The 25,870-nt window shown below is 51.4% G+C and carries 25 protein-coding genes; 5 read left to right on the top strand and 20 right to left on the bottom strand.

Features of this window, described 5'->3' with window-relative positions:
- Positions 1 to 4 precede the first annotated feature (4 nt).
- The 13 genes from ABSB80_RS01450 to ABSB80_RS01510 all read right to left on the bottom strand — a co-directional run bounded on the left by ABSB80_RS01450 (position 5) and on the right by ABSB80_RS01510 (position 12,407).
- Positions 5 to 1,951 carry a PAS domain S-box protein gene (locus ABSB80_RS01450; protein ID WP_428367420.1) on the bottom strand — a complete coding sequence of 649 codons (1,947 nt, stop codon included), beginning with the start codon at positions 1,949 to 1,951 and terminating at the stop codon, positions 5 to 7.
- Positions 1,948 to 2,361, bottom strand: a complete 414-nt coding sequence (locus ABSB80_RS01455) for a response regulator (protein WP_428367422.1) — start codon at positions 2,359 to 2,361, stop codon at positions 1,948 to 1,950. Before ABSB80_RS01455 ends, ABSB80_RS01450 begins: the two co-directional genes overlap by 4 nt.
- On the bottom strand, positions 2,358 to 3,479 hold the full coding sequence (locus ABSB80_RS01460; protein WP_428367424.1) for an ATP-binding protein: 1,122 nt from the start codon (positions 3,477 to 3,479) through the stop codon (positions 2,358 to 2,360). The genes ABSB80_RS01455 and ABSB80_RS01460 overlap by 4 nt, the downstream gene beginning before the upstream one ends.
- 216 nt (positions 3,480 to 3,695) lie before the next feature.
- A complete protein-coding gene (locus ABSB80_RS01465; protein WP_428367426.1) occupies positions 3,696 to 4,937 on the bottom strand; it encodes a sensor histidine kinase in 1,242 nt (413 codons plus the stop codon).
- A 208-nt stretch (positions 4,938 to 5,145) separates the two neighbouring features.
- Complete coding sequence (gene pdxT, locus ABSB80_RS01470; protein ID WP_428367428.1) at positions 5,146 to 5,736, bottom strand: pyridoxal 5'-phosphate synthase glutaminase subunit PdxT; 591 nt, start codon at positions 5,734 to 5,736, stop codon at positions 5,146 to 5,148.
- Positions 5,726 to 6,622 carry a pyridoxal 5'-phosphate synthase lyase subunit PdxS gene (gene pdxS, locus ABSB80_RS01475; RefSeq protein WP_428367430.1) on the bottom strand — a complete coding sequence of 299 codons (897 nt, stop codon included), beginning with the start codon at positions 6,620 to 6,622 and terminating at the stop codon, positions 5,726 to 5,728. The genes pdxT and pdxS overlap by 11 nt, the downstream gene beginning before the upstream one ends.
- Positions 6,619 to 7,560, bottom strand: a complete 942-nt coding sequence (gene cbiB / locus ABSB80_RS01480; RefSeq protein ID WP_428367432.1) for an adenosylcobinamide-phosphate synthase CbiB — start codon at positions 7,558 to 7,560, stop codon at positions 6,619 to 6,621. The genes pdxS and cbiB overlap by 4 nt, the downstream gene beginning before the upstream one ends.
- The gene (locus ABSB80_RS01485) at positions 7,542 to 8,114 is read right to left on the bottom strand and encodes a DUF7524 family protein (RefSeq protein WP_428367434.1); all 573 of its coding nucleotides are present in this window, start codon (positions 8,112 to 8,114) and stop codon (positions 7,542 to 7,544) included. The genes cbiB and ABSB80_RS01485 overlap by 19 nt, the downstream gene beginning before the upstream one ends.
- Before the next feature lie 9 nt (positions 8,115 to 8,123).
- The gene (locus ABSB80_RS01490) at positions 8,124 to 8,309 is read right to left on the bottom strand and encodes a methytransferase partner Trm112 (protein ID WP_428367436.1); all 186 of its coding nucleotides are present in this window, start codon (positions 8,307 to 8,309) and stop codon (positions 8,124 to 8,126) included.
- The gene (locus ABSB80_RS01495) at positions 8,306 to 9,319 is read right to left on the bottom strand and encodes an adenylosuccinate synthetase (protein WP_428367438.1); all 1,014 of its coding nucleotides are present in this window, start codon (positions 9,317 to 9,319) and stop codon (positions 8,306 to 8,308) included. Before ABSB80_RS01495 ends, ABSB80_RS01490 begins: the two co-directional genes overlap by 4 nt.
- Positions 9,320 to 9,449: 130 nt before the next feature.
- Entirely contained in the window at positions 9,450 to 10,607 is a 1,158-nt protein-coding gene (locus ABSB80_RS01500) for an aminotransferase class I/II-fold pyridoxal phosphate-dependent enzyme (RefSeq protein WP_428367440.1), read from the bottom strand.
- Positions 10,608 to 10,616: 9 nt separating this feature from the next.
- Positions 10,617 to 11,108 (bottom strand): Lrp/AsnC family transcriptional regulator, encoded by a 492-nt coding sequence (locus ABSB80_RS01505; RefSeq protein ID WP_428367442.1) that lies wholly within the window; start codon positions 11,106 to 11,108, stop codon positions 10,617 to 10,619.
- A gap of 6 nt (positions 11,109 to 11,114) precedes the next feature.
- On the bottom strand, positions 11,115 to 12,407 hold the full coding sequence (locus ABSB80_RS01510) for an ORC1-type DNA replication protein (RefSeq protein ID WP_428367444.1): 1,293 nt from the start codon (positions 12,405 to 12,407) through the stop codon (positions 11,115 to 11,117).
- A gap of 628 nt (positions 12,408 to 13,035) precedes the next feature.
- Between ABSB80_RS01510 and ABSB80_RS01515 the strand changes: the two genes are divergently transcribed.
- Positions 13,036 to 13,524 carry a MogA/MoaB family molybdenum cofactor biosynthesis protein gene (locus ABSB80_RS01515; protein ID WP_428367446.1) on the top strand — a complete coding sequence of 163 codons (489 nt, stop codon included), beginning with the start codon at positions 13,036 to 13,038 and terminating at the stop codon, positions 13,522 to 13,524.
- Positions 13,525 to 14,188: 664 nt separating this feature from the next.
- Here the strand turns inward: ABSB80_RS01515 and cgi121 are convergent.
- The 6 genes from cgi121 to ABSB80_RS01545 all read right to left on the bottom strand — a co-directional run bounded on the left by cgi121 (position 14,189) and on the right by ABSB80_RS01545 (position 20,486).
- Positions 14,189 to 14,716, bottom strand: a complete 528-nt coding sequence (gene cgi121, locus ABSB80_RS01520; RefSeq protein WP_428367448.1) for a KEOPS complex subunit Cgi121 — start codon at positions 14,714 to 14,716, stop codon at positions 14,189 to 14,191.
- 4 nt (positions 14,717 to 14,720) lie between these two features.
- The gene (locus tag ABSB80_RS01525) at positions 14,721 to 16,883 is read right to left on the bottom strand and encodes an ATP-dependent DNA helicase (protein ID WP_428367450.1); all 2,163 of its coding nucleotides are present in this window, start codon (positions 16,881 to 16,883) and stop codon (positions 14,721 to 14,723) included.
- A gap of 154 nt (positions 16,884 to 17,037) precedes the next feature.
- On the bottom strand, positions 17,038 to 17,583 hold the full coding sequence (locus ABSB80_RS01530; protein ID WP_428367451.1) for a KH domain-containing protein: 546 nt from the start codon (positions 17,581 to 17,583) through the stop codon (positions 17,038 to 17,040).
- A 78-nt stretch (positions 17,584 to 17,661) separates the two neighbouring features.
- The gene (locus tag ABSB80_RS01535) at positions 17,662 to 18,390 is read right to left on the bottom strand and encodes a serine protein kinase RIO (protein ID WP_428367983.1); all 729 of its coding nucleotides are present in this window, start codon (positions 18,388 to 18,390) and stop codon (positions 17,662 to 17,664) included.
- A gap of 97 nt (positions 18,391 to 18,487) precedes the next feature.
- The gene (locus ABSB80_RS01540) at positions 18,488 to 19,429 is read right to left on the bottom strand and encodes a tyrosine--tRNA ligase (protein ID WP_428367453.1); all 942 of its coding nucleotides are present in this window, start codon (positions 19,427 to 19,429) and stop codon (positions 18,488 to 18,490) included.
- Positions 19,430 to 19,454: 25 nt separating this feature from the next.
- Positions 19,455 to 20,486: a type II glyceraldehyde-3-phosphate dehydrogenase gene (locus ABSB80_RS01545; protein WP_428367455.1), complete on the bottom strand. Its 1,032-nt coding sequence runs from the start codon at positions 20,484 to 20,486 to the stop codon at positions 19,455 to 19,457.
- A gap of 112 nt (positions 20,487 to 20,598) precedes the next feature.
- On the opposite strand from ABSB80_RS01545, the gene ABSB80_RS01550 reads away from it, so the two are divergent.
- On the top strand, positions 20,599 to 21,216 hold the full coding sequence (locus ABSB80_RS01550; RefSeq protein WP_428367457.1) for a DUF308 domain-containing protein: 618 nt from the start codon (positions 20,599 to 20,601) through the stop codon (positions 21,214 to 21,216).
- Positions 21,217 to 21,337: 121 nt separating this feature from the next.
- Here ABSB80_RS01550 and ABSB80_RS01555 read toward each other — a convergent pair whose 3' ends face one another.
- Entirely contained in the window at positions 21,338 to 21,829 is a 492-nt protein-coding gene (locus ABSB80_RS01555) for a DUF367 family protein (protein ID WP_428367459.1), read from the bottom strand.
- 30 nt (positions 21,830 to 21,859) lie between these two features.
- Here ABSB80_RS01555 and ABSB80_RS01560 point away from each other — a divergent pair, with 30 nt between their 5' ends.
- The 3 genes from ABSB80_RS01560 to ABSB80_RS01570 all read left to right on the top strand — a co-directional run bounded on the left by ABSB80_RS01560 (position 21,860) and on the right by ABSB80_RS01570 (position 25,710).
- Complete coding sequence (locus ABSB80_RS01560) at positions 21,860 to 22,717, top strand: nucleoside 2-deoxyribosyltransferase (RefSeq protein WP_428367461.1); 858 nt, start codon at positions 21,860 to 21,862, stop codon at positions 22,715 to 22,717.
- 336 nt (positions 22,718 to 23,053) lie between these two features.
- On the top strand, positions 23,054 to 24,580 hold the full coding sequence (locus ABSB80_RS01565; RefSeq protein ID WP_428367463.1) for a glycosyltransferase family 39 protein: 1,527 nt from the start codon (positions 23,054 to 23,056) through the stop codon (positions 24,578 to 24,580).
- Entirely contained in the window at positions 24,514 to 25,710 is a 1,197-nt protein-coding gene (locus tag ABSB80_RS01570) for a glycosyltransferase (RefSeq protein WP_428367465.1), read from the top strand. The genes ABSB80_RS01565 and ABSB80_RS01570 overlap by 67 nt, the downstream gene beginning before the upstream one ends.
- The last annotated feature ends 160 nt before the right edge of the window (positions 25,711 to 25,870 follow it).

The raw sequence follows: 25,870 nt of genomic DNA on the forward strand, positions 1-25,870 counted from the left end.
CCGGTCACTGTTTCGCAGGTTCCTGCCGCGGGAGGGAAAGGGTAAACGTGCTGCCCGTACCTGATGAACTGGTGACCGTCAGGGTCCCCCCAAGCATGGACGCCCGTTTCCGGGCCATCGTCAGTCCGAGGCCCAGTCTGCCATATTTTCGGGAGAGTTTGTCTGCATCGCTGATGAAGAAGGGTTCAAAAACAGCCTCAAGTTTCTCGGCGGGGATACCCACACCGTTATCGGTGACAGAAAGCCGGAACAGGGTATCAGTCTCTTCAGAGGTGATGGTGATCTTCCGTGGCGGGTGGGAATAGGTCATTGCATTGGAGAGGAGCGTATTCATGATCTCAAAAATAAATGCTCCATTGCTGGTTATGACGGTATTTTGTGGAACGTTTAAGACAACGCGGGCTTCAGAACAATACTTTCCCTGCAGGAGAACCAGTTCAATAAGATCCCGGATGGAGACCCGCTCCATCGGGGGCCTGAACTGGTCATGAACCGATTCGAGAATGCTGATCGCAAGGATCTTATTAACGATATTCCGTTCCATCTCTACATAAGTCCTGACTTTTTTTATGATTTTGAGAACTTCTGGGGGGATCCGGTACTGATCCGCGTCAAGCACAAGGAGATCAAGAAAACCGACGATGGGCTGGAGCGGAGTCCGGAGTTCATGTGCAGCCACATCAATAAAGTCCTTTTTGCGATCCAGTTCCTTATGAAGGTTGATCACCGCACACTCCCGTTCATTAATATCACGTAAGGCAATGATATTGGCAGGTTTTCCCCAGTAGGTTATCTGCGTTCCAACTGATTCAATAAAGAACTCTTTGCCGTCAGACTTTACCGCCTTGTATTTCTGGAGATGGCCCTGGTTTCCATCGATAACCTTCTGCATGTCATGGATAACCCGTTCCCGGTATTCCGGAGCAATGAATGAGAGGATATTCTTCCCGAGAACCTCCGCACTGCGGGAATAACCCAGCATCTGCACAATGCTCTGGTTGACGTACAGGATTATTCCGGAAAGGTCCAAGACCGCTATACCGTCAAATGCATATTCAGCAAGTATCCGGTACCGTTCTTCACTGTCCTGCAGGGCCTCTTCTGCCTGTTTGCGATCCGTGATGTCCGTTGCAACGGTCTGGTATTCAATAATTCCGCCATCTTCATCGAAAAGTGCACGTTCTGTCCTCCGGATCCAGTGAAGACTGCCGTCCGGAAGAACGATCCTGTGCTCAAGAGTGACCTTCGAATTTTCAGGAGTAAGCGCTGCCCGATAGCCTTCCAGAAGACTGCGCTCTTCTGTCGGCAGGAGAAGATCGAACTGTTTTCCGATCAGTTCACCACGGGTCTTTTTAAAATACTGACAGAACACATCATTGACATAGAGGATCACTCCGTCAGATCGGTAGCGTGCGATCAGTTCTGACTGATCGATAATAAAGCGCCGTACATTGATCTCTTTTACATCGTCCGGGATACCGGATTCCGGAGCTTGTCCTTCAGAAGCGGACTCTGTGTCACATGGGTGATCAGGATCCCGGACCCGGCGTGTTCTCAATGTCCGTCCGATGATCAGGGGGAGCACTTTGAGATAGTTGTAATTCTGATCCTTTACCAGAAAGTCATCGACACCACTTTTTATTGCGTGTGTGGCAGCATCGTGGTCTTCGACACTGGTCACAACAATGACCGGGATCCCCCTGCCAAGGATCTCGGGAAGGATATCGAGGGGGGTTCCGTCACCCAGATAGAAATCGCTGATAATAATATCGATGGATTTTTTCTCTAAAACGGTCCGGGCATCTGCAATGGATCCTGCAATCTCAACCTGATAGGACTCCGGCTGCTCCCGCATCAACCGGCTGAATGCCATCTGGTCGACAAGATCATCCTCTATCAGGAGGACCGCAAGTTCCTTTTCTTGCCCGGGAGACGTATTCGCGTTCTTCATTCAGCTACTTCGCTCAGTGTCCAGTACATGCACATTGCCCGGATCACTTCCATAAACTGCTGGTAATCAACGGGTTTGATCATATACCCGGCAACACCCAGATCGTATGATCGGACCTTGTCGTATTCTGCCCGTGATGTGGTGAGGATGATGACAGGGATCCTCCGTATTGACTCATCTTTTTTCATAATCGAAAGAAATTCGATCCCTCCCATCTTGGGCATGTTGAGGTCAAGGAGAATGATTGTCGGTCTCGGATTCTCCTTATTTCTGAGATATTCAAGTGCCTCGACACCGTTTTCGACATGATACAGAGGGTTCGTTACATTGATATCCTTGAGTGCCCGTTTGACGGACATCATATCAACCATATCATCTTCAACAAGAAGAATCGATTTTATTGAAGTCATTTACTAGTACCCCCGAAGGGTTTATCACCTTTCATTGGGATCGTGAAGTAAAAAGTACTCCCTTTTCCCAGTTCAGACTCAATCCATACCTTTCCACCATACGTCTCAACGATCTTCTTGACGATCGAGAGTCCGATGCCGGTGCTCTCAATATCATCCCGTGAATTCAGCGTCTGGAATATCTGAAAGACCAGATCATAGTATTTTTCATCGACGCCCGGTCCGTTATCCTTCACAAAAAATTTCCAGTAATCCCCATCCCGGATGCAACCGATATGGATCACTCCATGCGGCTTGTCCATGTATTTGACAGCGTTTCCTATCAGGTTCGAGAGGACCTGGCGAAAACTGGTCTTTTCATAGTGGACCATCGGGAGAGGGTTGTCAATGATGATGCTGATATGGCGGGGTGGGGAGAGGCTGTCAATAACCTCTTTGACAAGACTGTTGGGGTCAAAATCCTCTTTCTCCTTCTGGATCCTCCCTACACGGGAGTACTCCAGAATCCCATCGATGAGGTTCTGCATCCGGTTGACGCGGTTCATGAGGAGATCCAGCTGGGCCTTTCCCTTCTCATCGAATTTGTCCTTATAATCGGTGTAGAGCCACTGGGACAGAGAACCGATCGCCCGCAACGGCGCCTTGAGATCGTGGGAGACGATGTAGGCAAAATCCTTGAGCTCAGTGTTGGCAGCTTCCAGATCGCGGATGAGCTGCGCGTTGACATTTTCCATCCTCTTTCTTTCGGTGATGTCAACAAGCACACCCCTGAGCCCCACCACCGTATGCTCATGAATAATTGGCACCGGATAGACGATAACCGGAAATGTGCTCCCATCTTTTCTTTGTGCAAGGTACTCGGTTGCACCGGATGGTTCTTCATTTAAAATTCTCTGGATATTTTCCGCAAGGCGCTGATGATCGTTAGGAGCAAATACCTGGAAGGCACTCACCCCGTTCTCCAGATCCTCTTTTGAATACCCAAAGGATTTTAATCCGTCTAGGTTGACGGATGTTATCATTCCTTGGGGGTCAATTTCAAACACGGTCTGCGGTAATGATTCAATTAATTCCCGATATCGTGTCTCAATTTTAAAGATCGCCTCTTCCGCCTTCATGGATCAACACCGTTATCAGTGTAATTGCTTTAGAGAAGATCGGGTATCTCAATCTATAAGAATTTGCTTCTCTTTTTATCGGGATGAAAAAATATTCACAATCATCATGTTCTGGGATCAGATCAGAAAAGGTTATTCATGGGTGATCAGTCAAGCATAAGGTCTTCGTTTACAAAAAGTCAATTGGAAAGTGTTCTCATCCTTAACGCTTCGGTCTTACGCGGTACCCTGAACTGGGATCGTGAAGTAAAAAGTACTCCCTTTCCCCGGTTCAGACTCAATCCATACCTTTCCGCCGTACGTCTCAACGATCTTCTTGACGATCGTGAGGCCAACGCCAGTACTCTCGACCTCGTCCCGTGCATGGAGCGTCTGGAATATCTGGAACACCCGGTCATAATATTTTTCATCGATGCCCGGTCCGTTGTCCTTCACAAAAAATTTCCAGTAATCCCCATCCCGGATGCAACCGATATGGATCTCTCCCTGCGGCTTGTCCATGTATCTGATCGCGTTTCCTATCAGGTTCGAGAACACCTGGCGAATCCGGGTCTTTTCGTAATGGACCGCCGGGAGGGGTGTGTCAATGATGACGCTGATATGCGATGGTGGGGAGAGGCTGTCAATAATCTCCCGGATAAGCACTGTGGGGTCAAGGGTCTCTTTCTCATCTCGGATCCTCCCCACACGGGAATACTCCAGAATCCCGTCGATCAGGCTCTGCAGCCGGTTGACACGATTCACGAGAAGATCCAGCTGGATCTTTCCCTCTTTGTCAAACTTGTCCTGATAATCAGAATACAGCCATTGGGAAAGCGATCCTATCGCACGGAGTGGTGCTTTCAGGTCATGGGAGATAATATAGACAAAATCCTTGAGCTCGTTGTTGGCAAGCTCCCGATCATGTATGAGCTGGGCGGTGAGCTCTTCCATCTTCTTGCGCTCCCTGATATCGATAAAGGTCTCGAGGAGGAGCAGCTTTCCGCCAAACTTGATGGAGTTCACGCTTTCGAGAACCGGGATCCCTTCTCCTTTTGATGTTATCAGTGTCCGTTCTGCATTCTCAAAGATCTGATTTCCGTCAGTTACCGGGCAGGTACCCGGTTCTGCAGGGCAGATATAATTCTGACAGTTTTTGCCGACAACGGTCTCTTTCGGGGCACCAATCAGGGAAAGTGCAAGGGCATTCGCATCTACAATTGTATGAGTCTGTGCATCGATAACGAGCACGCCTGTCTGGAGCGACTGCAGCACAGTATTAAGAAACTCTTCACTCTCCTTTACCGCCTTGAGCGCTCCGTTCCGGATGGATGTAATATACACACCCAGGGAGATAACAAGAGCGGACATGACGAGAAGGACAAAAAGGTATTGGAGTCGCAGGTTCTGCAGCCGTGCAGCTACGATATCCCCGCTGATACCAATAATGGTAATAACTGAGAGTGCGAGAACGACCAAAAAAATGACCGGGCCGAGTTTATTTACGGAGAGACCCTTCAATACTGGTTCAAATGAACTCCCCATGAGTGCACGTTCCTTCCCATGGCTATATGCCTAATATTGTGCATACCTGAAAGTTCATAAGTTCATGGATCTTTTGTCGGGTCTTTGATCAGGCAGACCGGGAGTTATATGAGAACTGGGGGGTTTAACCAGTGGCATGCCGTTAAATGCCGATATTTTTCAGGAACCACTCGTGCAGCCGGGTATCGTTGCCAAGTTCCGGGTGGAACGAGAACGCCATGTGCTTTCCTTTTTCCACTGCCACGATACCTTTCTCGACCCGGGCAAGGACTCTCATGCCGGTACCGATAGAAGTAACGACCGGTGCCCGGATGAAAACTGCATGGAATGCGTCCCCATTAAGCCCGTCAACCGCAAGGTCTGCTTCGAACGATTCCCGCTGCCGCCCAAACGCGTTCCGGTCGACCGCCATCTCCATCAGGCCAAGCGGCCTGACCCTGGGGTCTCCCACTTCGGTCGCCATCAGTACCATGCCTGCGCAGGTCGCAAAAATACCCCCGGGAAAGGAGCGGATGGGCTCATAGAGCTGGTTTTTTCCGATGAGACGGGAGATGGTGGTGGACTCCCCGCCCGGGATTGCAAGGGCATGGCACTCTGCAAGATCGGCAGGGCGCCTCACTTCAAAAACCTCGGAGGAGGGGCCGTGGCCCATCCGTTCGAGCGCAAGGAGAAACGCGTCGATATGCTCGCTCACATTCCCCTGGAGCGCCAGCACGCCGATCTTAGCGTCCACGGTACTGGAGCACCTCATCATCCTTCAGCGTGTGCACGTCGAGGCCTGGCATCGCATCGCCGAGACCCGTGCTGACCTTTGCAATCACGGGGGCATCGTCGAAATGATCGACCGCTTCGACAATGGCTCTCGCCATCCGTTCGGGGCTCGAGGACTTGAAGATCCCCGATCCGACAAAGACCCCGTCCGCTCCCAGCTGCATCATCAGTGCTGCATCCGAAGGTGTGGCGATACCGCCGGCCGAGAAGTTCACGACCGGAAGCCTCCCGCGTTCTGAACACTCGATCACCAGTTCGGCGGGGGCCTCGATCTCCCGTGCGAAATCGGTCATCTCCTGTCTGTCCATTCCCCGGAGCATGCGGATCTCTCCCATGATCGTGCGCATGTGGCGGACTGCCTCGACAACATTGCCGGTGCCGGCTTCTCCCTTTGTGCGGATCATGGCCGCCCCCTCGTTGATCCTGCGGAGCGCCTCGCCAAGGTCACGTGCACCGCAGACGAAGGGGATCTTGAACCGCTTCTTATCGATATGATATTGTTCGTCTGCCGGTGTCAGGACCTCGCTCTCATCGATCATATCAACCCCGAGGACCTCCAGCACCTGCGCCTCGACAAAATGGCCGATCCGGACCTTCCCCATGACCGGAATGGAGACCGCCGCTATGATCTCAAGGACCTTCTCTGGGTCTGCCATGCGGGCAACGCCTCCGGCTTTCCTAATATCGGATGGCACCCGCTCCAGCGACATGACTGCGACGGCACCTGCCTCCTCGGCGATCTTCGCCTGTCCGGCATCCACGACATCCATGATGACGCCCCCTTTCTGCATGGACGCAAAGCCGCGCTTGAGAAGCTCAGTGCCAAATCTCAGTTCTTCCAGTTTCATATGCCAGTACTATTGATCAGCGCCCCCCATAAAAACAATGTACTACCGGCAACTATTGCCAGCACCAAGGTGACGGCACGGGTTGCCGATATGATCGCCGGGCCGGCTTCATCGAGGCTTTTTTCCCCATCTCCGATCGTATACACACCAGGCTTTTCAAACCGGGTTCCGGTACCCCCGGCCATTGCTGCCATGACAATCCCTCCGTTGAATCCCGGGCGGTTATGCCGGTCGCGGCGCATGACCTCCCATGCGGGGGCAAACCTTCCCCTGCAGGCAAAGTACAAAAGGAGCAACACAGCGGTGATCCGTGCCGGAATATAATTGAGCACGTCGTCCATCCTGGCTGCACACCACCCTATCCGCTCCCGCTCGTCCCGGTAACCGAGCATTGCATCCATCGTGTTTGCCGCACGGTAGACTGCTGCGCCCGCAAGCCCGAAAACAGAGAAATAGACAAGCGGTGAGATGATGCTGTCCGTGAGGTTCTCGGTCATAGACTCGTAGCCCGCAGAGAGGATATGTTCACGGTCGAGATCTGCCGTCTGACGTGATACGAGCATGCTGACACGCCCGCGCCCGCTTTCAACCCCCTCTTTCAGCGCTGCAACCACAGCGAAGGTATGCTCCTCGAGAGACCGCCACGAGAAACAACATTTGAGCAGGAACGGGGCAAGGATCAGGTAGAGATACCAAGGGGCAACAGCAGAAAAGACAACAAAGGGAAAGGTAAAGAGAGTGACTGTAACAATCCAGAAAACAACACCAACGGCACGCTGGAATTTGGGGGAGTGATATTCCGGTCTTCCCCACCACCCGATGAACCTGCCGAGCAGGGCAACCGGGTGCAGGGGCGTATGGGGGTCTCCGATCAGCCGGTCAACGGCGAGCCCTGCAAAGAGCACGACAGCGCCAAGCGTTACTGCTGCAGGTACCATGTATAGAGTGCCCCGACAATGAGGATGATAAAGGAAGCGATATTGAGGAATTCGCTTTTGGTATAGAGCCAAATAGAATACAGGATGAGAGCGACGCCCATCATGACCATCAAGAGGTGGGGGCGCCCGTGGGCAACCGGCTGGAGGGGGAACTCTTCCTGAATGGCCGGCGGCCGTGGAGCCGGTACATGGGCGACATTCACCCGCATCATAGTCTTCATGACGCCATATCCCGAAATGATCTCGAGGTCAAAAAATCCCACCTCACTGTCTTTCCGTACCGGTATGAGCAGTACCGACTCATCGACTACGTACATGTTTTCATGAAAAAAATCGGTGTACATACCGGCGTTCGAGGTAGTGACCGTGATGTGGATAGGCGCTCCGCGGTTTGAGAAAACAAGCCGCAGTCCGCTGCCGGGTTCAACAGAGACCTTCTCGCGGGGAAGATCGATAGAATTGATCCCGCTCCGGTTGAGGTGGACTTCGAATCCTGCCCCGCTTCCACCCGTTCCGGCGGAGACCAGCGCAAAAATCGGAAACGGGAGATTCATGGCAGGACCTTAGTGCTCGTACATGGCCGGAGGCAGCAGGTTGGGAATTCCGTCGTGAATGGGATAATCCGCATTGCATGCTGCACAGTGCAGCCCACCCTCAAGGATCTCCTTTTCGTCTTCCTTTTCGACAGCAAGAGTGAGGTCTCCCTTGCAGACCGGACAGCAGAGAATATCCATGAGCGAGCGTCTCATGCCAGTTCGTCCCTTAGGTCAATGATCTGGGTGATTTCAGGTCCTGTCGAGATGAGAGTTACCGGGCTCCCGATATCGTCTTCTGCCTGTTTGAGAAAGTCTTTTGCTTTTCTGGTAAGCCGGGAATATTCGGTGATGCCAAAACAGGCTTTGTCGATATTGTCGATCCCGGTGATGGCTGCCTGGGTGCACCCATTGATCATGGCGGAATACAGTGCCATGTCCCCATCCCACCCGCCGACGCGCCTCTGGCGATGGGTGACAGTACCGAACTCCTGAATGCCCATTGCATCCGACTTCTCCACCGACATCTCAGTGCTGAACGGGCCTTCCCCGACACGTGTCGGGTAGGCCTTGAAGACCACGACAACGTCATCGATCTTCGTCGGGCCCACACCATTGTCGGCGGCAATCTGGGACGCTGAGGTATCTTTGCTCGTCACGAAGGGATAGGTCCCGTAGTACAGCGAGATGCCAAAGCCCTGGGTGCCTTCAAGCAGCACGGTATTATTCTTTTTCAGTTCGTCGTCAATGGCCTTAGGCACATCGAGCAGGTATTCCGCAAGCTCCGGCACGTCCTTTGCCTGAGGGGAGACCCTCATGACCCGGTCGGAATTGGCCGGCCCGCACCCGGAACCGGTGCTCCCGATCGTCTTGGCAAGGTGGGCGCTCCCCTTGTCACGGGCAATATGGTCTTCGGTAATGATACCGCAGCGTTTGTCCACGAAGACACGCCCTTTGACTCCGAGAGTTTCGACTTCCTGCTTCAGGATCCTGGGGTCGACCAGTACGCCACTCCCAATGCAGAGTTTTGCATCCTTGTAAACAAAACCGGACGGGACCATACGGACACCATATTTGTGGTCTCCGACCTGGACAGTGTGTCCGGCATTCGGACCCACACCGCCGCGTGAGATGATTGCGGGTTTGTCCTTATAGGCAATATGGGCAACAACTTTGCCCTTCCCTTCATCACCAAAAAATCCACCAACGATGATTGTACAGCTCATTGTGTTTCATGTAATATTGATCCAGTTGGACAATAAAGTATCCCACAGGTCTGTCCTCCCTGATATATTGTTAAAAGTCAGACTGAAATGTCAGGAAAGTGAACGGGATGAAAAACGCGGATTGATTGAATCAGAGGCCGCTGATAAAGGCCTCCATTCTGCCGAGCGCTTCATTGAGCTCTTTCCTTGAGACGGCGTAGGCACACCGGAGGTGGCCTTCTCCGCCACTGCCAAAGACGCTGCCCGGCACTACGGCGACCTTCTGCTCCTTCAGCAGGCGCTCGGCAAATTCCACATCCGAGAGCCCGGTCTTTTCTACCGAGGGGAATGCATAGAACGCACCGTCAGGCACATGGCACGACAGCCCGATGCGGTTGAGGCCGGCCACGAACATGTTGCGCCTGAGCCGGTACTCGCTGACCATGCTGTTCTTCTCATCCTCTGCCGAGCGGAGCGCTTCAAGCGCCCCGACCTGTCCCATCACCGGGGCGCAGAGCATCACGTACTGGTGTATCTTCAGCGCAGCGTCGCAGAGCTCTTTGGGTGCGCAGAGGTACCCTACACGCCAGCCGGTCATCGCATAGGCTTTCGAGAAACCGTTGAGGGTGATTGTCCGCTCCCGGAGATCACTGACGGTCGCTGCAGCGCAATGGCGTGTTTCATACGTGAGCTCCGCATAGACTTCATCGCTGATGAGAAGGAGATCGTGATCGATCACAATATCAGCAACCGCTTTGAGCTCCTCTCTTCCCATGACCGCTCCGGTCGGGTTGTTCGGGAAATTGATGATCAGCGCCTTTGATCTGGAGGTGACCTGTTCTGCCAGCGTATCCGGGTCCAGTTTGAAATGGTCCTTTTCCATGCACCGGACCGGGACAGGCTTTCCCCCGGAAAGTGTCACGCAGGGGGCATACGAGACATAACTTGGCTGTGCGATGAGTACCTCTTCCCCCGGGTCCACGATGGCGCGGATCGCGATGTCAAGGGCCTCGGATACACCGCTCGTTATGATTATCTCGTCATCACCGGAATAGGTGAGGTTGTAGTGCTGGGCGAGGTACCGCGAGAGGGCGACGCGAAGGGAATGGAGGCCTTTATTGGACGTGTAGGATGTCGTTCCCTGTTCGATAGAATAAATACTGGATTCGCAGATATTCCACGGGGTGCGGAAATCCGGCTCCCCGACGCCAAGCGATATGACCCCATCCATCGTGAGGACGAGGTCGAAAAATTTCCTGATTCCCGATGGCGGGATCTCCCGTGCACGCCCTGAGACAAAATTGCGCATGGTTTCACCTTAGAAAGAATACGGGAGGCGCTCTGCTTCCTGCTGTTCAAAGAACGTGTTTCCATTTTCCTTGTACGACTTCATGACAATATGCGTCGCCGTTTCCCTGATCCGGTCCATGGGGGCGACGTGCTCGGACACAAACCGCGACACTTCCTGCATGTTCTTGCCGGTCACGATGAGCTGGAGATCATAGGTCCCGGTGATGAGACGCAGGGTCTTGACCTGCCTGAACCGCGAAAGCCGCTCCGCAATCCGATCGTATCCGTAGTCGCGCTCGGGGCTTACCTTGAGTTCGATGATGGCCGAGACCTCGCCGTTGCCTGCCTTCTCCCAGTTGATGACGGTGGAGTAGCGCTTGATGACTTGCGCAGCTTCCAGTGTGTGTATCCGCTCCTGCACATCCGCGGTGCTGAGGCTGGTCATGGTCGCAATTTCATCTGCTGAGAGCCGGCTGTTCTCCTCAAGAATACGGAGGAGTTCGAGATCTTTTTCATCCATCCTGTATCACCTGAACCAAGTTTTCAACCACTTTGCTTCCATCTGGGACACATCAAGGTCCTTGAGCCCGTTCAGACGCGGGTCCTTGAGTACGACCTCGCGGATCTTTCCAGTATTGGCGTCAAACCACATCTCTTTTGTCCTGCCATAACGCCCGCGGCTTACCACCCGGGTATTGATGACACCCAGCATGTTCAGCTCGGATATGAGATCCGTTATCCTGCGGTGGGTGAGGACATCGAGCTCGATGGACGGGGCGATATCCTGATATATACGTGAAACTTCGCCGCTCGTAAAGATATTCTGTCCCAGCTGTTCGAGAATCAGCATCGAGAACAGAATCAGCTTGCTCTGGGTGGGCAGCGTGGCGATGCACTCGATCATGCTGTCGGTCTCAATCTTTGCCTGAGCCTGTTTGACGTGCTCCTCGGTCACCCGTGCTGACTCGTCACGATCGGCAAGTTCCCCGGAGATCCGGAACAGGTCAAGTGCACGCCGTGCGTCCCCATGTTCCTGGGCTGCAAGGGCCGCACAGAGTGGGATGACTTCCTCGGCAACAGCCCCGACAATAAACGCACCCTCAGCGCGCTGGGTCAGGATATCCACGAGCTGAGGCGCGTTGTACGGCGGGAAGACAATCTCTTCCTCAGAGAGCGAGGACAATACCCGCGGGTCCAAGAAATCCTTGAAACTCAGGTCATTGGAGATACCGATGATACTGACTTTTGAATTTTTGAGATCAGAATTTATCCGGGTCAGGTTATACAGGGTATCGTCACCGCTCTTTTTCACCAGCTTATCGATCTCGTCCAGAACGATGACCAGTACTCCCCCACCCGCTTCGAGCTGGTTCTTGAGCTCTGCATACACCTGATCGGTGGGCCACCCGGTCATCGGGATGTGGGTGCGGGTTTTATCGCTTCCCAATTCATCGACGACGTCCAAGCACTTGGCGATCTGCGCCAGCACCCGGTACTGGGTATCGATAACTTCGCAGTTGAGGTGGACAAGTCTGCACACCGTCCCCATCTTGCTGCTCGCTTTCTCAAGCTCAAAACCGACATATCTCACGCAGGCTGTCTTCCCGGTGCCGGTTTTTCCGTAAATAAGGATATTGGAGGGGGTTTCATTCCTGAGGGATGGTGCCAATATTGATGCTACTTCGTCGATCTGCGGTTTCCTGTGGGGAAGTATCTGGGGGCGATACGAATGGCGGAGCACCTCGCGATCCCGGAATATCCTGTTATTGGTGAGATACTTTTTAAATAATCCTGTTGAAGGGTCTTCAGTTTCGGGCATAATTACACTGTGGTGCTCAGGATTAGTGAGACTAGACTAAAAAACGATCGGTTTGGCCGGACTATAAACCCCTTTATTTCGTGTGGAGCGCATGCAATTTATGGTTTATTTTGGAAATAGACAAAAAATGAAATTAATTCGTTAAAGATATTGTAAAAGTTATATTTTATTATCCAATATTTTGGATACTTTGTAATTATTCAAATTGATCTATAATGATAAAGGAGGGACCCCTTTATTTCGTGTGGAACTGTAAAAAGACGATATCATGTCTTTTAAGTTCACAGCAAAAGAGCTATTAGATAATATATTCTTTATAATATATAAACAAATCGAAATGAATCCGGTAAAAACATTTAAAAGTGCCTAATATTCAGTTTGAGGAATTTCAGGAAAAATTTTAATTTTATTTAACTTTAATTTGATCAGACGCAATTATTGTAAAATTAATTATTTTAAAATGCTGAAAGGTTATCTCACTCCAAATTTCGAGATCAAATATAATTCACAACTGGGGACATATAATAATGATCTCCACAGGAAATAATGGGGTCTCCACTCCCTTCAATTCTCAAGAAGAATATCCCGGAATTCTCTTAACACATAACTGCATAACATCTCTTGTACTATGGATAAAAGTCACATTAGGTCTTTTCCAATTAATGCAGCAGTCATCACAATCTCGACAACCCGGACCATCGAGAATGATACCAGTGGAAATACCATCTGCACCCTTCTGAACAACAGTAATATCCCCGTCAATCATTATACAATAGTCCCGGATAGGATTGAAGCAATACGTAATGAACTGTTTATGGCCCTGAAAAAGACCAACTGCATCATTCTGAACGGCGGGACCGGTCTCACCGATGATGACTGTACAATTGAAGCAATCTCACCCCTCCTGGACAAGAAGATAGATGGATTCGGGGAGATGTTTCGCGCAAAAAGTATCGAGCAGATCGGGACGGCGTCCATGCTCTCCCGTGCCCTCGCTGGTGTGATCGCTGGAAAGGCGGTATTCTGCATTCCCGGGTCAACACCCGCAGTAACCCTTGCGACAACCGAGCTCATCATTCCGGAAATTGCTCACATCATCAGTCATGCCAATAAATGAAAATGTGGGTTCTGCAAAATACGTTTTACTATGGAATGATACAGACCGTCATCGAGTTCCGCCGTGCCCTCGCTCTTGAGAAATCTCCATATGGCTCTTATATTTACCCGGAAGATTAGATCAGAAATTTTCCGATGTTTGAATTACCAAAAAATCATAAGCTTTCTTAGATCCCATTATAGAAAACGCAGAATTTGTTGAATTCATTTTATAATTTTCCATCGCACAGCAAAAAGCTCTCCAATAACACTCTTCTTGTCCACAATCGGAGAAAAACGGAGGACCCAGCGGGATCTCCGATCTCTCCCTGATTACACAGTAAAAAGTCCGTTGATTTTTTGCTCTCTTTTGTCAGATATACAAGAATTGGCTTTGTAGAAATCATCGGTAGCCGTTGTAGATGCTCCTGGGAAAACCGCTATTCCCGAAGGGAAGAGCATACTTGAGAAGACCAGCAGGTTCTTCGATTTTCGAGAAGGTTCGTCAGGACCACGAGGATAAGAAGAACTCGTCAGTGTTCTTCGACTTGGGGGGTCATCCTCATAACCATCTGAAATTATAAGCTAATTTATTGGAAAACTACCGGACTCAAGCACTCTTTCTGGAAGATTGCGGTATCTCATAAACCGGATGCAGGATTCAAATTGTCAATTCCGGTCCAGTATTATCGAAGGACATTCAGGAGAGCTACACGTTCCAGCACGAGATCCACAATGCTGTCTTTGTTGCCGGCGGCCTCCACCTCTTCTGTCGTGATATCAAAAAGCTGCATCAGGCGCCCCTTCTTTTCACTATCGATGATATCTTCCCACTCCCCGGTGAATCGGAAGAGGTGAGCGAGGTGTTCCCATACATCCATTTTAGGGACGGGATACCAGCAGACATAGAGATGGTTCACACCCTTATGAACCCCAAATGAGGAAGCGATATTGCACTGGCGTGAACCCGCAGCGTACAGAAGGGATTCCATCTCGATGGTGTTCGAAATGGCAGTCCCCTCCTGATGAGAGCGCACCGCATGTTCCACTGCGGACTGTGCGTGGGCCCTGCCGGCGAGCATATCGGCATTGAAACAGATGATATGGGTAGTGTACTTCCGGGAAATCTCCCGGAGTTCCTTGAGAAAGGCATTCCTGTCCTGAATCGCACATTGCGTTTTGCGGATTTCACAGGGGCGGCCCGGGCTATCCATGAGATCACCGGAACCGGGAAAGAGTTGACTGCCCGCCCATAGTATCTTCTCCAGTATTCTGCGCAGAGATAGTTTTCGTATTCCGAAGCTGGGAAAAGATCTGCTCTGCAATACCCCGCCCGATGATCCGGGTCACGGTATCCATGCCTGCATTGAGCACCTCCTCGGGTGTCGTGATGCTGTTGTTGAAGAGGCGGCGGGCCCGCACCCTACCTATGCCCCGCAGTTTCACGAGCGGGAGCAACTCGCGCCGGATACCGTTCTTCATGCAGATCTCGTATTCGCGGACCTTGGCATTGAACCTTGCAGCAAACATCCGGGAGAGCTCTGCACTTGCGTGCAACAGCCAGTTGATGCTCTCAACCATGCCGTAGATATCCCCCGGCCCGACGCCGTAGCGTTCGCATATCTTGGCATCGGGAAGCTCGTCGGTCCAGTCAGTGAGGAGCATCGCAGTCTTGAGTGCCCGGTAGTATTCTTCGACCTCGTCCTCGTCGTGCGGCAATGGCAGCCAGAGTTCGCTCTCGTGGGCTTCGATCATGCGGTCGAGCGCCGGCCGGTCCGTATTCCTGACATAGAGGCGTGGCATATCAGGAGTGCTGCAGATCAGCTGGAGCAGGCCGATATCGGCATACCCCTCCCGTTCTCTCAGGGTCGTTATGATGAGGGCTGCACTCCGGGGGTCAATGTATAACCGTGAGACGAGGGTACCGAATTCGGTTGATCCCAAATGCTCACCAATCTCCATTACCATCTCCGAGCTGACGAGAAACCTGAGCGCCGCATCCACGGCTTTCTGCATCAGGCGCCCGTGCCGGTGTTCATGGACATAGAAGCTCCGGTCCATGAATGACATCAGTTCGCCCCTTGTCCCGGCAAAGCCCGAAGCGATGAGCGACAGGACATGAGTGTAAAGGGCCGTCGGTTCAGCAATCCTCGAATGGACCTCCCCTGCAGGAGCCTCAATGTAGCACTCGAAGAGCTCTTCGACCTGACCTTCGTCTTTGGCAATGAGTACGGCCTCGCCGTACGGGTCGAGGCGCGGGCGCCCGGCCCTACCGGCCATCTGGTGGTATTCGCTTGCAGGGATAGGCAGCATGCCCTCTCCGGCGGAGAACCGCAGGTAATCTCGGATGATGACCCGTCGTGCGGGCAGGTTGAGCCCGGCAGCAAGGGTAGGTGTAGATGATATGCACTTGATGTGACCTTTCCGGAACGCTTCTTCGACCACTGCCCGTTCCTGCCGGCTCAGGCCGGCGTGATGAAAGGCCGCCCCTTGCGAGACGCAGAGTGCAAGTGTCCTGACCATCGCGGTCTCCGCGGAACTGTCGAGCTTCTCCGCACAGGCTTTGAGTTCGGGGGTATCGCTTTTTATGGCGCCCGCTGCCCTCCTCGCGAATGCCTCGGCATTCCGCCGCGACGAGACAAAGACGAGGCACTGCCCACCTTCAGCGATGGTGTCGAGGCAGAGGTTGAGGTCATCGTAATTTTTTGATACCTGCCGGATCTCCCGTTCCCCCTCACGGAAATGGATCCGGTCTTTGCAGAACACACCCTGCCTGAGATCAACAGGGCGCCAGGTGCTGGTCACGAGTTCTGCATCAAGCCACCCGGCAAGGACGTGCGGATTGCCAATGGTTGCTGAAAGCCCTATTACCTGCATGGCAGGGTTCCGGTACCGCATCTTGGCGATCACCATTTCAAGGGTCGGCCCCCGACTCTCCGAATCGATCAGATGGACCTCATCGATGACAAGGAGGGTGATCTCGCCGATCCAGCGGGCATTGTTGCGTAGCAGGGAATCCACCTTCTCGCTTGTCGCAACGATAATATCGTTCCGGCCGAGCATGTCGTCACGGCGGTCAAAATCCCCGGTTGCGATGCCGACCCGGACGCCCTTGTTATTGAATTCGTCGAATTTTTCGGAAGCAAGTGCCTTGAGTGGAACAATATACAGGCATTTTCCTTTCTGCGCGATATGGATGTGCATCGCCATCTCGGCGACCAGGGTTTTCCCGCTTGCGGTGGGGATTGCCACGAGCAGGTTTTTCCTGTCAAGCATGCCCTTCCTGACACATTCTTCCTGAGGGGGGTAGAGCTCAGTGATGCCACCTATCCGGTACTGCTGTTTCAGACTGTTGGGAATAGGGAGCTTTTCGATCAGCATGTCAGAACCTTCTGTTTAACCCCATTAATTCCACTGAAATTCGCTGCAGATTTTGTCTGTTTGGTGAAATCTATCTTATATAACCGATTCTTTTCCATGGGAAATGGAGCAAAACATATATATTGTGGTGCACGATTTTGAGGATCCGGAAACACTAGTAATAATAACTTATCATATCCTGTTTTGCCTCTTTCTTTTTCCGGTCAAGGAAGGCGAACACGTTTTCGTGAGGAACCCCTTCGATGAGCATATCGATTGCCGCCCGGGCTGTCTTTAGCGGTTCCGGGTACCCGATAAGCGCAACGGTTTTGCCAAAGACCGAGATCTCTACATCGGTCATATCTTCGATCTGTTCACGCGCCCTCCCGTCTTTGCCAATGATTCTTCCCCTGAGCCGGTCAAGCTGCCGGGGACCTTCTGCCATCCCGGAGAGATCGATTACTTCGAGTAGGAGGTCCTCGTCTTCGATCATTTCGAATGCCCGCTCAGGAGAGAAACCGCGGTTAATGGCATTGATGATCTCGACTGCCCGGAGGAGGAGGATAGTGTTCTCCTCAGTACCTTCGACATTGATAAGCCCCTCCTTACTATCAATGGTTATCGTTGTGCACGTTCTGGTCTCGAGCTCTTTTTTTGTTGCACCGCCTTTTCCGATAAGCACTCCGACCCGGCTTCCTGCGATCTTTACTTCCTGCATCATATTCGTTCACCTTGTATTCTGGGTAGATCTGTCAACCTGCCCCAACAACCGTTTTTTCCAGTACACGATACGAGGGCATCATGGCTCAGCTGCATCCAGTCCGGTCACCTCATTGAAAACATCGATATCACTACGAGCATTGCACCGGCTCCTGAAGAACCGGTTGATGTTGCGGATATCCCTCATGAGGAAGGAGAGGGCACGGGGGTGATCACGGGTGACCGACTGGCCCATATCGATGAGATATGGTTGGTCGCCGTACAATATATTGAACTCGCTCAGGTCCGCGTGCACAAGCTCGGCCTTGTTGTAGAGTGTATCGATGTCCCGGATTATGCTGGCATATACCTCCCCGGGATCTTCTATCTCCACGTTCCTGAGCTGCGGGTAGGGGACCTCACCCTCTCCCAGAAACGACATGATGAGAATATTCCGGTCCCAGACTAGGGGTTCGGGAACGGCAAGACCTGCTTCCCGAGCCCGGGCAAGGTTGGAAAACTCTTTTTTTGTCCAAGCAAAGATGAGCTCTTTTTTTGCCTTCTTGACATGGGAGAAGCGCCGGTCACCGGTGATGTACGAGCTCATCGTGGTGAAATTTGCGGTCCTGATCCGGTAGATCTTAATGGCAATGCCTCCACCATCCCGTTCGCCATAGAAGACATTGGCCTCTTTTCCCGTACTTATTGATCCGCCGATAGCAGAGAGCCACTTCTTGTGCACGAGCTTATAGAGCGCAAGGAGGGTGACCTCATCAAAGACGTCCTCCCTCACCTTGAGCTGGTCAGCATCCTTGATGCGGACCCCCATCTCCTCGAGGCGTTGGTCGAACTGGTCGAGTTTGTTATCGATGCTTTTCCCGTTTTTCACGCAGGTGCCACCAGTGATCATCCAGTTATAGTACCAGTTACCGTATATACTCCCGTACCGGGGCAAGGATCCCGGCAAGGGATTCGCCGCACGTCTTCTTGAGATCGAGCGGATGAACTTCTTTGTTGCCGTACGCAGTTTCGAGCTCAGCATAGCCGGAAAATGTGCGGTTGCCACCGAATTTTTCCGGTCGTTTGATCGTGATTTCCGAAAGACGGGGGAAGATGTGATGCTGGAATATCTGAAGGATGGGGTTATCCGTAATTTCCGGCGGGCAGAAGGCCTTCTGGCATTTCTTCCGGATCTCCTCCTCGCTGTCGGCAACGGAGATGAAATTACCCTGTGATGAGGACATCTTCTTCCCGTCAAGACCGTTCAGGATTGGTGTATGGATGCAGACCGGGGCCTTGTAGCCGAAGTTGACGAGGTGCTCCCGCGCAAGCATATGGATCTTCCGCTGGTCAATCCCCCCCACCGCTGCATCTGCCCCCAGCACGGCGATGTCAGCCATCTGCATGATCGGGTAGATCATCTGAGAAACTGTGGGGTGGTCCATCTGCCGGCCCACTTCATCCATACTCCGCGTAGCACGATTGAGGGTTATCTGCTGGGAGAGCTGGAGTACGAGTAGTTCATAGGCCCGGTTCAGCTGGAGCTCGGAACCAAGGACATAATTCACGTTCTTTAGTCCCAGCCCCTCAAAGCAGCATTTGTTGTACTCCGCCAGTTCTCCTACCTTTTCCATGGTCCCTTTCCGGTTGAGAAACGCATGGAGGTCGGCGAGCAGCACGGTGACTTCGAAACCGGCAGCCTGAAGGTCCACCAGCTTGTTTATCGTGACCAGGTGACCAAGGTGGATCTCGCCGCTTGGCTCGTACCCGGCATAGACCCTTTTATGCGGTTGTGTGAGAAGAACCCGGAGGTCATCGTCCGTGACAACTTCGACAGTATTCCGGCAAACACGCTCGTACGCATCCATTAAAAAGAATGGGTGATGAAGGGTGTTAATGGTTATTCTGGATGGTGACAAAGCCCAGTGCTTCGTTGGTCATTCTGACTGACCGGTCAGCATCTTTCTCGGTGCCCATCATGGCACGGATGGCATCGACATTCTCAACAACGACATCTGCTTCCTGGTGGATGGCTTGGAAGAAGCTGATCTCATTCCTGTTCGTATAAATCGACTCCTCGAAGATGCAGTTCTCGATCAGGTCAGAACGCGGCCTGCCGATATCCATAGCGAACTCCTTGAGTTCTGCAGTGCTCTTTATGCCAAGGGATTTTTTGATGAGCCCCATCCTCGGGTGGTGGTTGATGAGATCGACCACCTTCTCGCGGCTGACCTCCCGCTTTGTGGTGATCTTGACCGCGTGCATGTGCATCATCGTTGTCGGGACGATCATTGCCATCGTGGTGATGGAAATGTGGGGGAGTACGGTCTGGACATCGGGGCCGTGATGGCTGGGAACGCTGACCGGGTCGAGGACTACGGCATCTATCGGTCCTTTCTTGATCTCCCCGGGATCGGAGCCGCGACGCACCATGATAGCGTGGACGTGTTCCACCCCGTACTCGTGATCAATGGTGTTTATTATCCTGACAAGACCCGTGGTGTTGCAGGAAACGACGCGGGTGAACTTCCGGCCGATTGCCTCCTTGTAATTGCAGGAGGAGTTGAATGAGAAACCGGCAACTTCGTGATCCTCCCCACCCTGCCAGATTGCCCTGATGCCGAGTTTTTCGTAGAGCGGTTTATTGGTTGCTCCTACGTCACCCGGGGTTGCATCGACAACGATATCGGCAGCCCTACACATATCCTCCACCGAACCGGCGACAGCCAGCCCGGCCTTTTCAAATGCAGTTTTTTTTGAAATATCAGCGATAAACAGCGGGTACCCACGCTGTTTCGCTACGAACGCTTCCGCGTTCGGGCGAGTCTTTGATACTCCGATTACCCTCATGTCCTTCTGAGCGGCGACCGCATCGGCAACGCGTTTACCGATAGTACCATACCCGTTGATAGCAACCTTGATCATACAATCGTACATTGCGCCCGGATTGAAAAAACTATTGTTTAATTTACTTACCCCGTCCGGCTCATCTGGACTGGTATTGCGGATTTTTCGTTCTTTTGCTACAGATAGTTAAATGCGTATCAGAAATAACAACAAGTATATGAATAATCCATCGCTGGTGTTCTGTGATATGCCGGTACGGTGGTGGCAGATCTCAGTTATAGGTATCATCATTTTCATTTCCGGGATCGACGCATTCTTCTGGACTCCGACGTTCATTGGCCTGCTTATCCCGATATTCGGGCTGCTTGCCCTGTCAGTGGGTGCGATCATGATTGCATTTTCACTCTCTATGAAAGAGGAGCTCGTCCACCAGTTCCCGGTTTTTTTTGCCGGTGCACTTTCCCTTATCATTGCCGTTGTCGTACTCCTGCTCCCGGGTTTCATTGAACCCTCTTTCATCATCATCATGGCATTTCTGGCAATTATCAACAGCGTCCTCTTGATATTCGTAGGTTGTTCGCTTTCCGAGGAATGGAAGACCCGGCTCGTTATCGTCCTGTTTGGAATGCTTACGCTCTTTTTGAGTATCCTGATGGCACTTTTCCCGGAGCTCTCAAGTGCCACTCTTGTAAAGATCTGGGGGGTTTACGCGTGGGTGATCGGTGTTCTCTGCGTTATTGCTGGTGTTTCCATGAAACTTGTCGAACCGGCAAGTACACTGGTCCGCAATAAACCCGCAGTACCTTAACCAGCGATGCGAGAGACCTCTTTTTACATGCCTAAACTGTAAATAGAACTCGGCAGGCATGTTTCCGGATTTCGGGAAAAATGACTCCGTTCTCAGGAAATCCTTATATATTTTGGATATGTCACAGGTATAATTCCTGGATTCCGATCACTTCGGTACTGTCTTTTGCCCGGGCATAGAGGTCAAGAGGTTCCTGGTTCACTTCAAGAAAACGAACCCCCCAGTTCACTTTTGAGAGGATCTCTGCCGCCCGTCCCTTCTCACCAATAATAAAGAGAGCAGCCGCAAGTGCTTCCACAGATGATAATATGCAGGGTTTGCCGAAATTGACAGGGTTTGCCGCCATAAGAAAGGGGAGTGCGCGACGGATTCTCCAGGTACTGATGGCGCCGGTATCCAGAACCTCCCACGAACAGTCAAGCACCGTGATGGATCGGACAGACCTGTCAGCGGGTGACAGTGCCTGCTCGGCAGTGGGATCCAGAAGAAGTGTATTCCGGGGTATCTGGGAGATCTTCGTAAAAATTTTTAAAAATCCTGCTCTTTCCAGCTTCTTGACCGTGCACTTCCGGGGATCACAGCTGTTGTCCCGGTAAGCAAACAGGGGGATCATTGATCATCTGTGCGTGCACACACTGTAATAATGTACGTGCTCTGCAGCCCGTGTATCCTCACGCCGTCCCTCCGGGCGAAGGGTATTACAAAACCCTCGGATCTCGAATTGTTTGGGCGCACGAAACAGCGGTGCAGGAAATTCGGTATCGACATGGTTCCCCTCCCATGTCCTGAGACATTGTACCTGGGACCTGATCGCGAGCCGGGAACCTTTCTTGAGCGGCTCAATACGGCAGAGTTCGCTACACTGGCCGACAAACTGACGAAACAGGTATATGATCTCATCAAAGCCGGGGGTCCTCCCCTCTGCATACTTGGTGTCAACTCCTCACCCACATGTGGAGTTACCACAACGTATTATGGAAGTGAAGGAGATACGCCCGCGAAAAGAACCGGCCGGGGTGTCTTCCTTTCGCGGTTTCCTGAGGTCGCCGCGATGGATGTCGCAACATTTTGCCGTTACCGGATCTATCTTGCTGCGCCGCTGTTCTCGGAAGCCGAACGATCTTACAATGCATCCATCGCTGCGCTCCTAGAAAAAAACCTGTTTGAAGTGTACAAGCCTCAGGAGAAAGGCGATGATTCTGATACAAGGGATACAGACGAACAGGAACGACTGTTTGCGCAGAACAGGGCAGCACTCGAAAAATCCGATATTGTTGTCGCCATCATCGATGGGGCCGATGCCGACTCCGGAACAGCCTGGGAGATGGGTTATGCATTTGCCCGGAAAAAGCCGGTCATTGCCCTGAGAACCGATTTCAGGCGGGTGGGCAATCACGAGCAGGTCAACCTGATGCTTGAGCAGTCTTCTGTCGTGGTCACGGATACCAGCCAGCTTCTTGGTGCAGTCAATTCTCCGGTTAACCGGAAAACTGATGCATAGGTTTTAGCCTTTTGGTTCAAGACAGAATAAAATGCATCTCTATTTGTCGTAGGGAGGAGACCGGTCTTATGAAAGATTCATTCAGAAATTCTTGGTAATTAGGCTTTCCGAAAAATCCGGCGAATTTTTTACGTTTAAGACATGCCGTGTCGAGGGTATTTGAAGTGCATCCTTTCCTGTTGTTGATATGTCTTTGTCAGATGATGGGGAGACCGGTGGCAGAAGAAGGGGGCAGCCAAAGGTATCTTGGAAATATTCATTGGCAGTGGATCACCGGAAAATGACAGATATGCAATAATCTATATCAGAAGATTTACGAAATAGTAAATGATTGCGATGGCAAAGAAACGCGGGGATCGTACACAAGCAAAGAGAGCAGCTTCGGATTTTGACGGTGATCTTGACAGGGATTACCGCTCCCCTATCCAAACATTTCACGATCTCAGCTGGGATAATGTCAGATCTGTTCTGCTTGGAAGCCGCTACGTGCAAATCCTCCTGGCTCTGACACTCATCGGATGTTTCCTCCGGTTTTACGATTTGGGATTCAATTCATTATGGCTTGATGAAGCTTCGACCTATACGCTCTCCATTGGTTCAATCCCTCAGATCTGGCAGGAGACAATGGCCGGTGAATTCAACCCCCCTCTGTTTTACTGGCTAGAGCACCTGATGCTGACAATTGGGAATAACGAATTTATTCTCAGATTCATTCCCGCGTTACTCGGTGTCCTGACCATTCCTCTGGCATATCTCGTGGGCAGGGAGTTTATCGATAGGAATGTCGGCATTATTGCTGCAGCAGCATTCGCATTTTCCCCGTTCCTAATTTATTATTCGCAGGAAGCACGGGCATACTCCATGATGCTCTTTTTTGTCGCATTCGCAATGGTGTTCTATCTCAGGGCTCTAAAAACGAACGATACCCGGAACTGGGCACTTTTTGGCGTACTCTCTGCACTGGCTTTCTGGTCTCACTTCTATGCGTTTGTTATCATCGCATCGCTGGTCTTGTACGCGCTTGCTCTCAGGATCAAGGATCTCTGGAGTAACATCAGGAATTTTTTGCCGATTGCGGCAGGATTAATTTTTTTTATCGTTCTGTGCCTTCCACTGATAGTTATTACGATTCAGCTCTTTGCAACAAGGACTGCATCAGCCCCCACGTTCGGTGTCCAGGGACTTGATGTAATCTCTACGACATTCCAGCAGGTAGCAGGGTTTTCTGATGTCGCCACGTATCTGCTCCTGATCTTCTTTGTCCTCGGGGTCATTCAGGCATTTCGTATTGAAAGGAACAAGGGCCTTCTGCTCGCGACACTCACCGTTCTCACGTTGGTTATCAGTTTTATCCTCTCTTATAAGATGCCCATGGAACCCCGTTACCTTATCTTCTTCTCCCTAATCTTCTTTATCGGGGTTGCAGTCTCATACCGGTTGTTCTACTCTCTCATCAATAACCGCGGGATCGTTGTATGCTTCATCGCATTCTTCATCATCCTGAATGCACCGACAATTGCTAATTATTATTCAGGATACACCAAGGATGACTGGAGAGGCTTTTCTGGGCAGCTTCAACAACTGACCAAACCGGGCGATATTGTCGTGGCTGTACCAGCATACATCGACCAGCCGCTTGATTATTATTATTCAAACATCTCTGATATTACATCCCTGGAGCACGCGTCAACGGCTCGTGAACTCGCTGCCCTGAACACTCAGAAAAACAACCGCACGATCTATTATGTAGTCACTCAGGATATCAGTTCAGCGGATCCCAGCGGTGATGCCATCGCATGGCTGAAGACGAATGCGACATTTCTGAAGCAGGATACCGGCATTTATCTCTTCTCTTCAGGGTAACCATCCGGATCTCGACGACCATGTACGACCTAACGGTTATCATTCCCACCTACAACGAAGAAGCTAATATCCGGGATATTGTTAGCGAAGTGGATAACGTATTCCGGGATAATGCACTCAACGGGGAGATCTTGGTAGTGGATGACAATTCCCCCGATGCCACCATTGCGATTGTTAATGAGATGAAAAAGGCAAAACCAAATCTCAATATTCTCGTCCGCACTGACGATCGCGGCCTCTCCCAGTCGGTAGCCGAAGGATTTGCTCACGCCTCTTCCGAGATCTTTGTAGTCATCGACGCGGATTTTTCCCATCCCCCGTCACTGATCCCCGCCATGTATAGCGAAATCAGGTCGGGGAACGAGGTTGTTATCGGAAGCAGGTACATGGTGGGGGGAGAAATAAAGAAATGGCCCATCAAACGGCGGATCATTTCTATTGGGGCAACATTTCTCGGGCGGCTCCTTTTTCCGGACATTACAGATCCTGTGAGCGGATTTTTTGCGGTCAGAAAGGAAGTAGTTACGAATGCGCCACTAAAACCGAGAGGTTATAAAATACTGCTGGAGGTGCTGGGAAAGGGGACTTGGGAAAAGGACAGGGAAATTCCCTTTGAATTTGTCGACCGTGACGTCGGTTCGAGTAAGCTAAAACTGAAAACGATTGTCGAATATGCAGAGCAGGTTATGGATATCACACTTTATTCCTTCTCCCATCACCAGAGTGCTGCATGGAGAGAATGGAAAAAAGTGTTCAAATTCGGGATAGTAGGGATAATCGGGATCCTCATAAATATGGGGGTATTGTATTGTCTTACAAATTATGTCGGGTTATTTTATCTAGTATCCAGTTTGTTTGCAATCGAATTATCCGTCCTGAATAATTTTCTCTGGAATGATCTCTGGACGTTCCGGTCCTACCAGCAACACCGATTATCCAGTCGCTGGCATCGCCTGATTGCATTTCACGGGGTTTCTGTCGGGGGACTCGTCATAAATATGGGAATATTATATCTCCTGACCAGTTTCTTCGGGATCTATTATCTGGTTTCGAACCTTCTCGGGATTCTCGTTGCCTTCGCATGGAATTTCTGGGTGAACCGGCGGGTGACGTGGAAAACAGAAAAATGAGAGATATCTCCTCAAAATCTGTATCGCGATCGACTTATCCGGATTTACCAGCTCCTATGCCAGTCACTGCTATTCCTGAAAACCACGATCTCTGTCGATACTGATCGGCAGATCATCACCGGTCTGAAGATATCTCAACCAGTCCATGATTTCCCTCACA

This window comes from Methanoregula sp. (assembly GCF_050010295.1).
GTDB lineage: Archaea > Halobacteriota > Methanomicrobia > Methanomicrobiales > Methanospirillaceae > Methanoregula.

Coding starts and splice junctions, on each gene's coding strand:
- ABSB80_RS01535 (WP_428367983.1), bottom strand. CDS start 18,390: ATGGGGGTCCGCATCAAGGATGCTGACCAGCTCAAGGTGAGGGAGGAC.
- cbiB (WP_428367432.1), bottom strand. CDS start 7,560: ATGGTACCTGCAGCAGTAACGCTTGGCGCTGTCGTGCTCTTTGCAGGG.
- ABSB80_RS01565 (WP_428367463.1), top strand. CDS start 23,054: ATGGCAAAGAAACGCGGGGATCGTACACAAGCAAAGAGAGCAGCTTCG.
- cgi121 (WP_428367448.1), bottom strand. CDS start 14,716: ATGGATAGCCCGGGCCGCCCCTGTGAAATCCGCAAAACGCAATGTGCG.
- ABSB80_RS01540 (WP_428367453.1), bottom strand. CDS start 19,429: ATGGATGCGTACGAGCGTGTTTGCCGGAATACTGTCGAAGTTGTCACG.
- ABSB80_RS01530 (WP_428367451.1), bottom strand. CDS start 17,583: ATGATGCAGGAAGTAAAGATCGCAGGAAGCCGGGTCGGAGTGCTTATC.
- ABSB80_RS01450 (WP_428367420.1), bottom strand. CDS start 1,951: ATGAAGAACGCGAATACGTCTCCCGGGCAAGAAAAGGAACTTGCGGTC.
- ABSB80_RS01505 (WP_428367442.1), bottom strand. CDS start 11,108: ATGGATGAAAAAGATCTCGAACTCCTCCGTATTCTTGAGGAGAACAGC.
- ABSB80_RS01570 (WP_428367465.1), top strand. CDS start 24,514: ATGGCTGAAGACGAATGCGACATTTCTGAAGCAGGATACCGGCATTTA.
- ABSB80_RS01510 (WP_428367444.1), bottom strand. CDS start 12,407: ATGCCCGAAACTGAAGACCCTTCAACAGGATTATTTAAAAAGTATCTC.
- ABSB80_RS01560 (WP_428367461.1), top strand. CDS start 21,860: ATGTACGTGCTCTGCAGCCCGTGTATCCTCACGCCGTCCCTCCGGGCG.
- pdxS (WP_428367430.1), bottom strand. CDS start 6,622: ATGAAACTGGAAGAACTGAGATTTGGCACTGAGCTTCTCAAGCGCGGC.
- ABSB80_RS01485 (WP_428367434.1), bottom strand. CDS start 8,114: ATGAATCTCCCGTTTCCGATTTTTGCGCTGGTCTCCGCCGGAACGGGT.
- ABSB80_RS01525 (WP_428367450.1), bottom strand. CDS start 16,883: ATGCTGATCGAAAAGCTCCCTATTCCCAACAGTCTGAAACAGCAGTAC.
- ABSB80_RS01495 (WP_428367438.1), bottom strand. CDS start 9,319: ATGAGCTGTACAATCATCGTTGGTGGATTTTTTGGTGATGAAGGGAAG.
- ABSB80_RS01460 (WP_428367424.1), bottom strand. CDS start 3,479: ATGAAGGCGGAAGAGGCGATCTTTAAAATTGAGACACGATATCGGGAA.
- ABSB80_RS01515 (WP_428367446.1), top strand. CDS start 13,036: ATGGATAAAAGTCACATTAGGTCTTTTCCAATTAATGCAGCAGTCATC.
- ABSB80_RS01555 (WP_428367459.1), bottom strand. CDS start 21,829: ATGATCCCCCTGTTTGCTTACCGGGACAACAGCTGTGATCCCCGGAAG.
- ABSB80_RS01550 (WP_428367457.1), top strand. CDS start 20,599: ATGCGTATCAGAAATAACAACAAGTATATGAATAATCCATCGCTGGTG.
- ABSB80_RS01545 (WP_428367455.1), bottom strand. CDS start 20,486: ATGATCAAGGTTGCTATCAACGGGTATGGTACTATCGGTAAACGCGTT.
- ABSB80_RS01500 (WP_428367440.1), bottom strand. CDS start 10,607: ATGCGCAATTTTGTCTCAGGGCGTGCACGGGAGATCCCGCCATCGGGA.
- ABSB80_RS01490 (WP_428367436.1), bottom strand. CDS start 8,309: ATGAGACGCTCGCTCATGGATATTCTCTGCTGTCCGGTCTGCAAGGGA.
- ABSB80_RS01455 (WP_428367422.1), bottom strand. CDS start 2,361: ATGACTTCAATAAAATCGATTCTTCTTGTTGAAGATGATATGGTTGAT.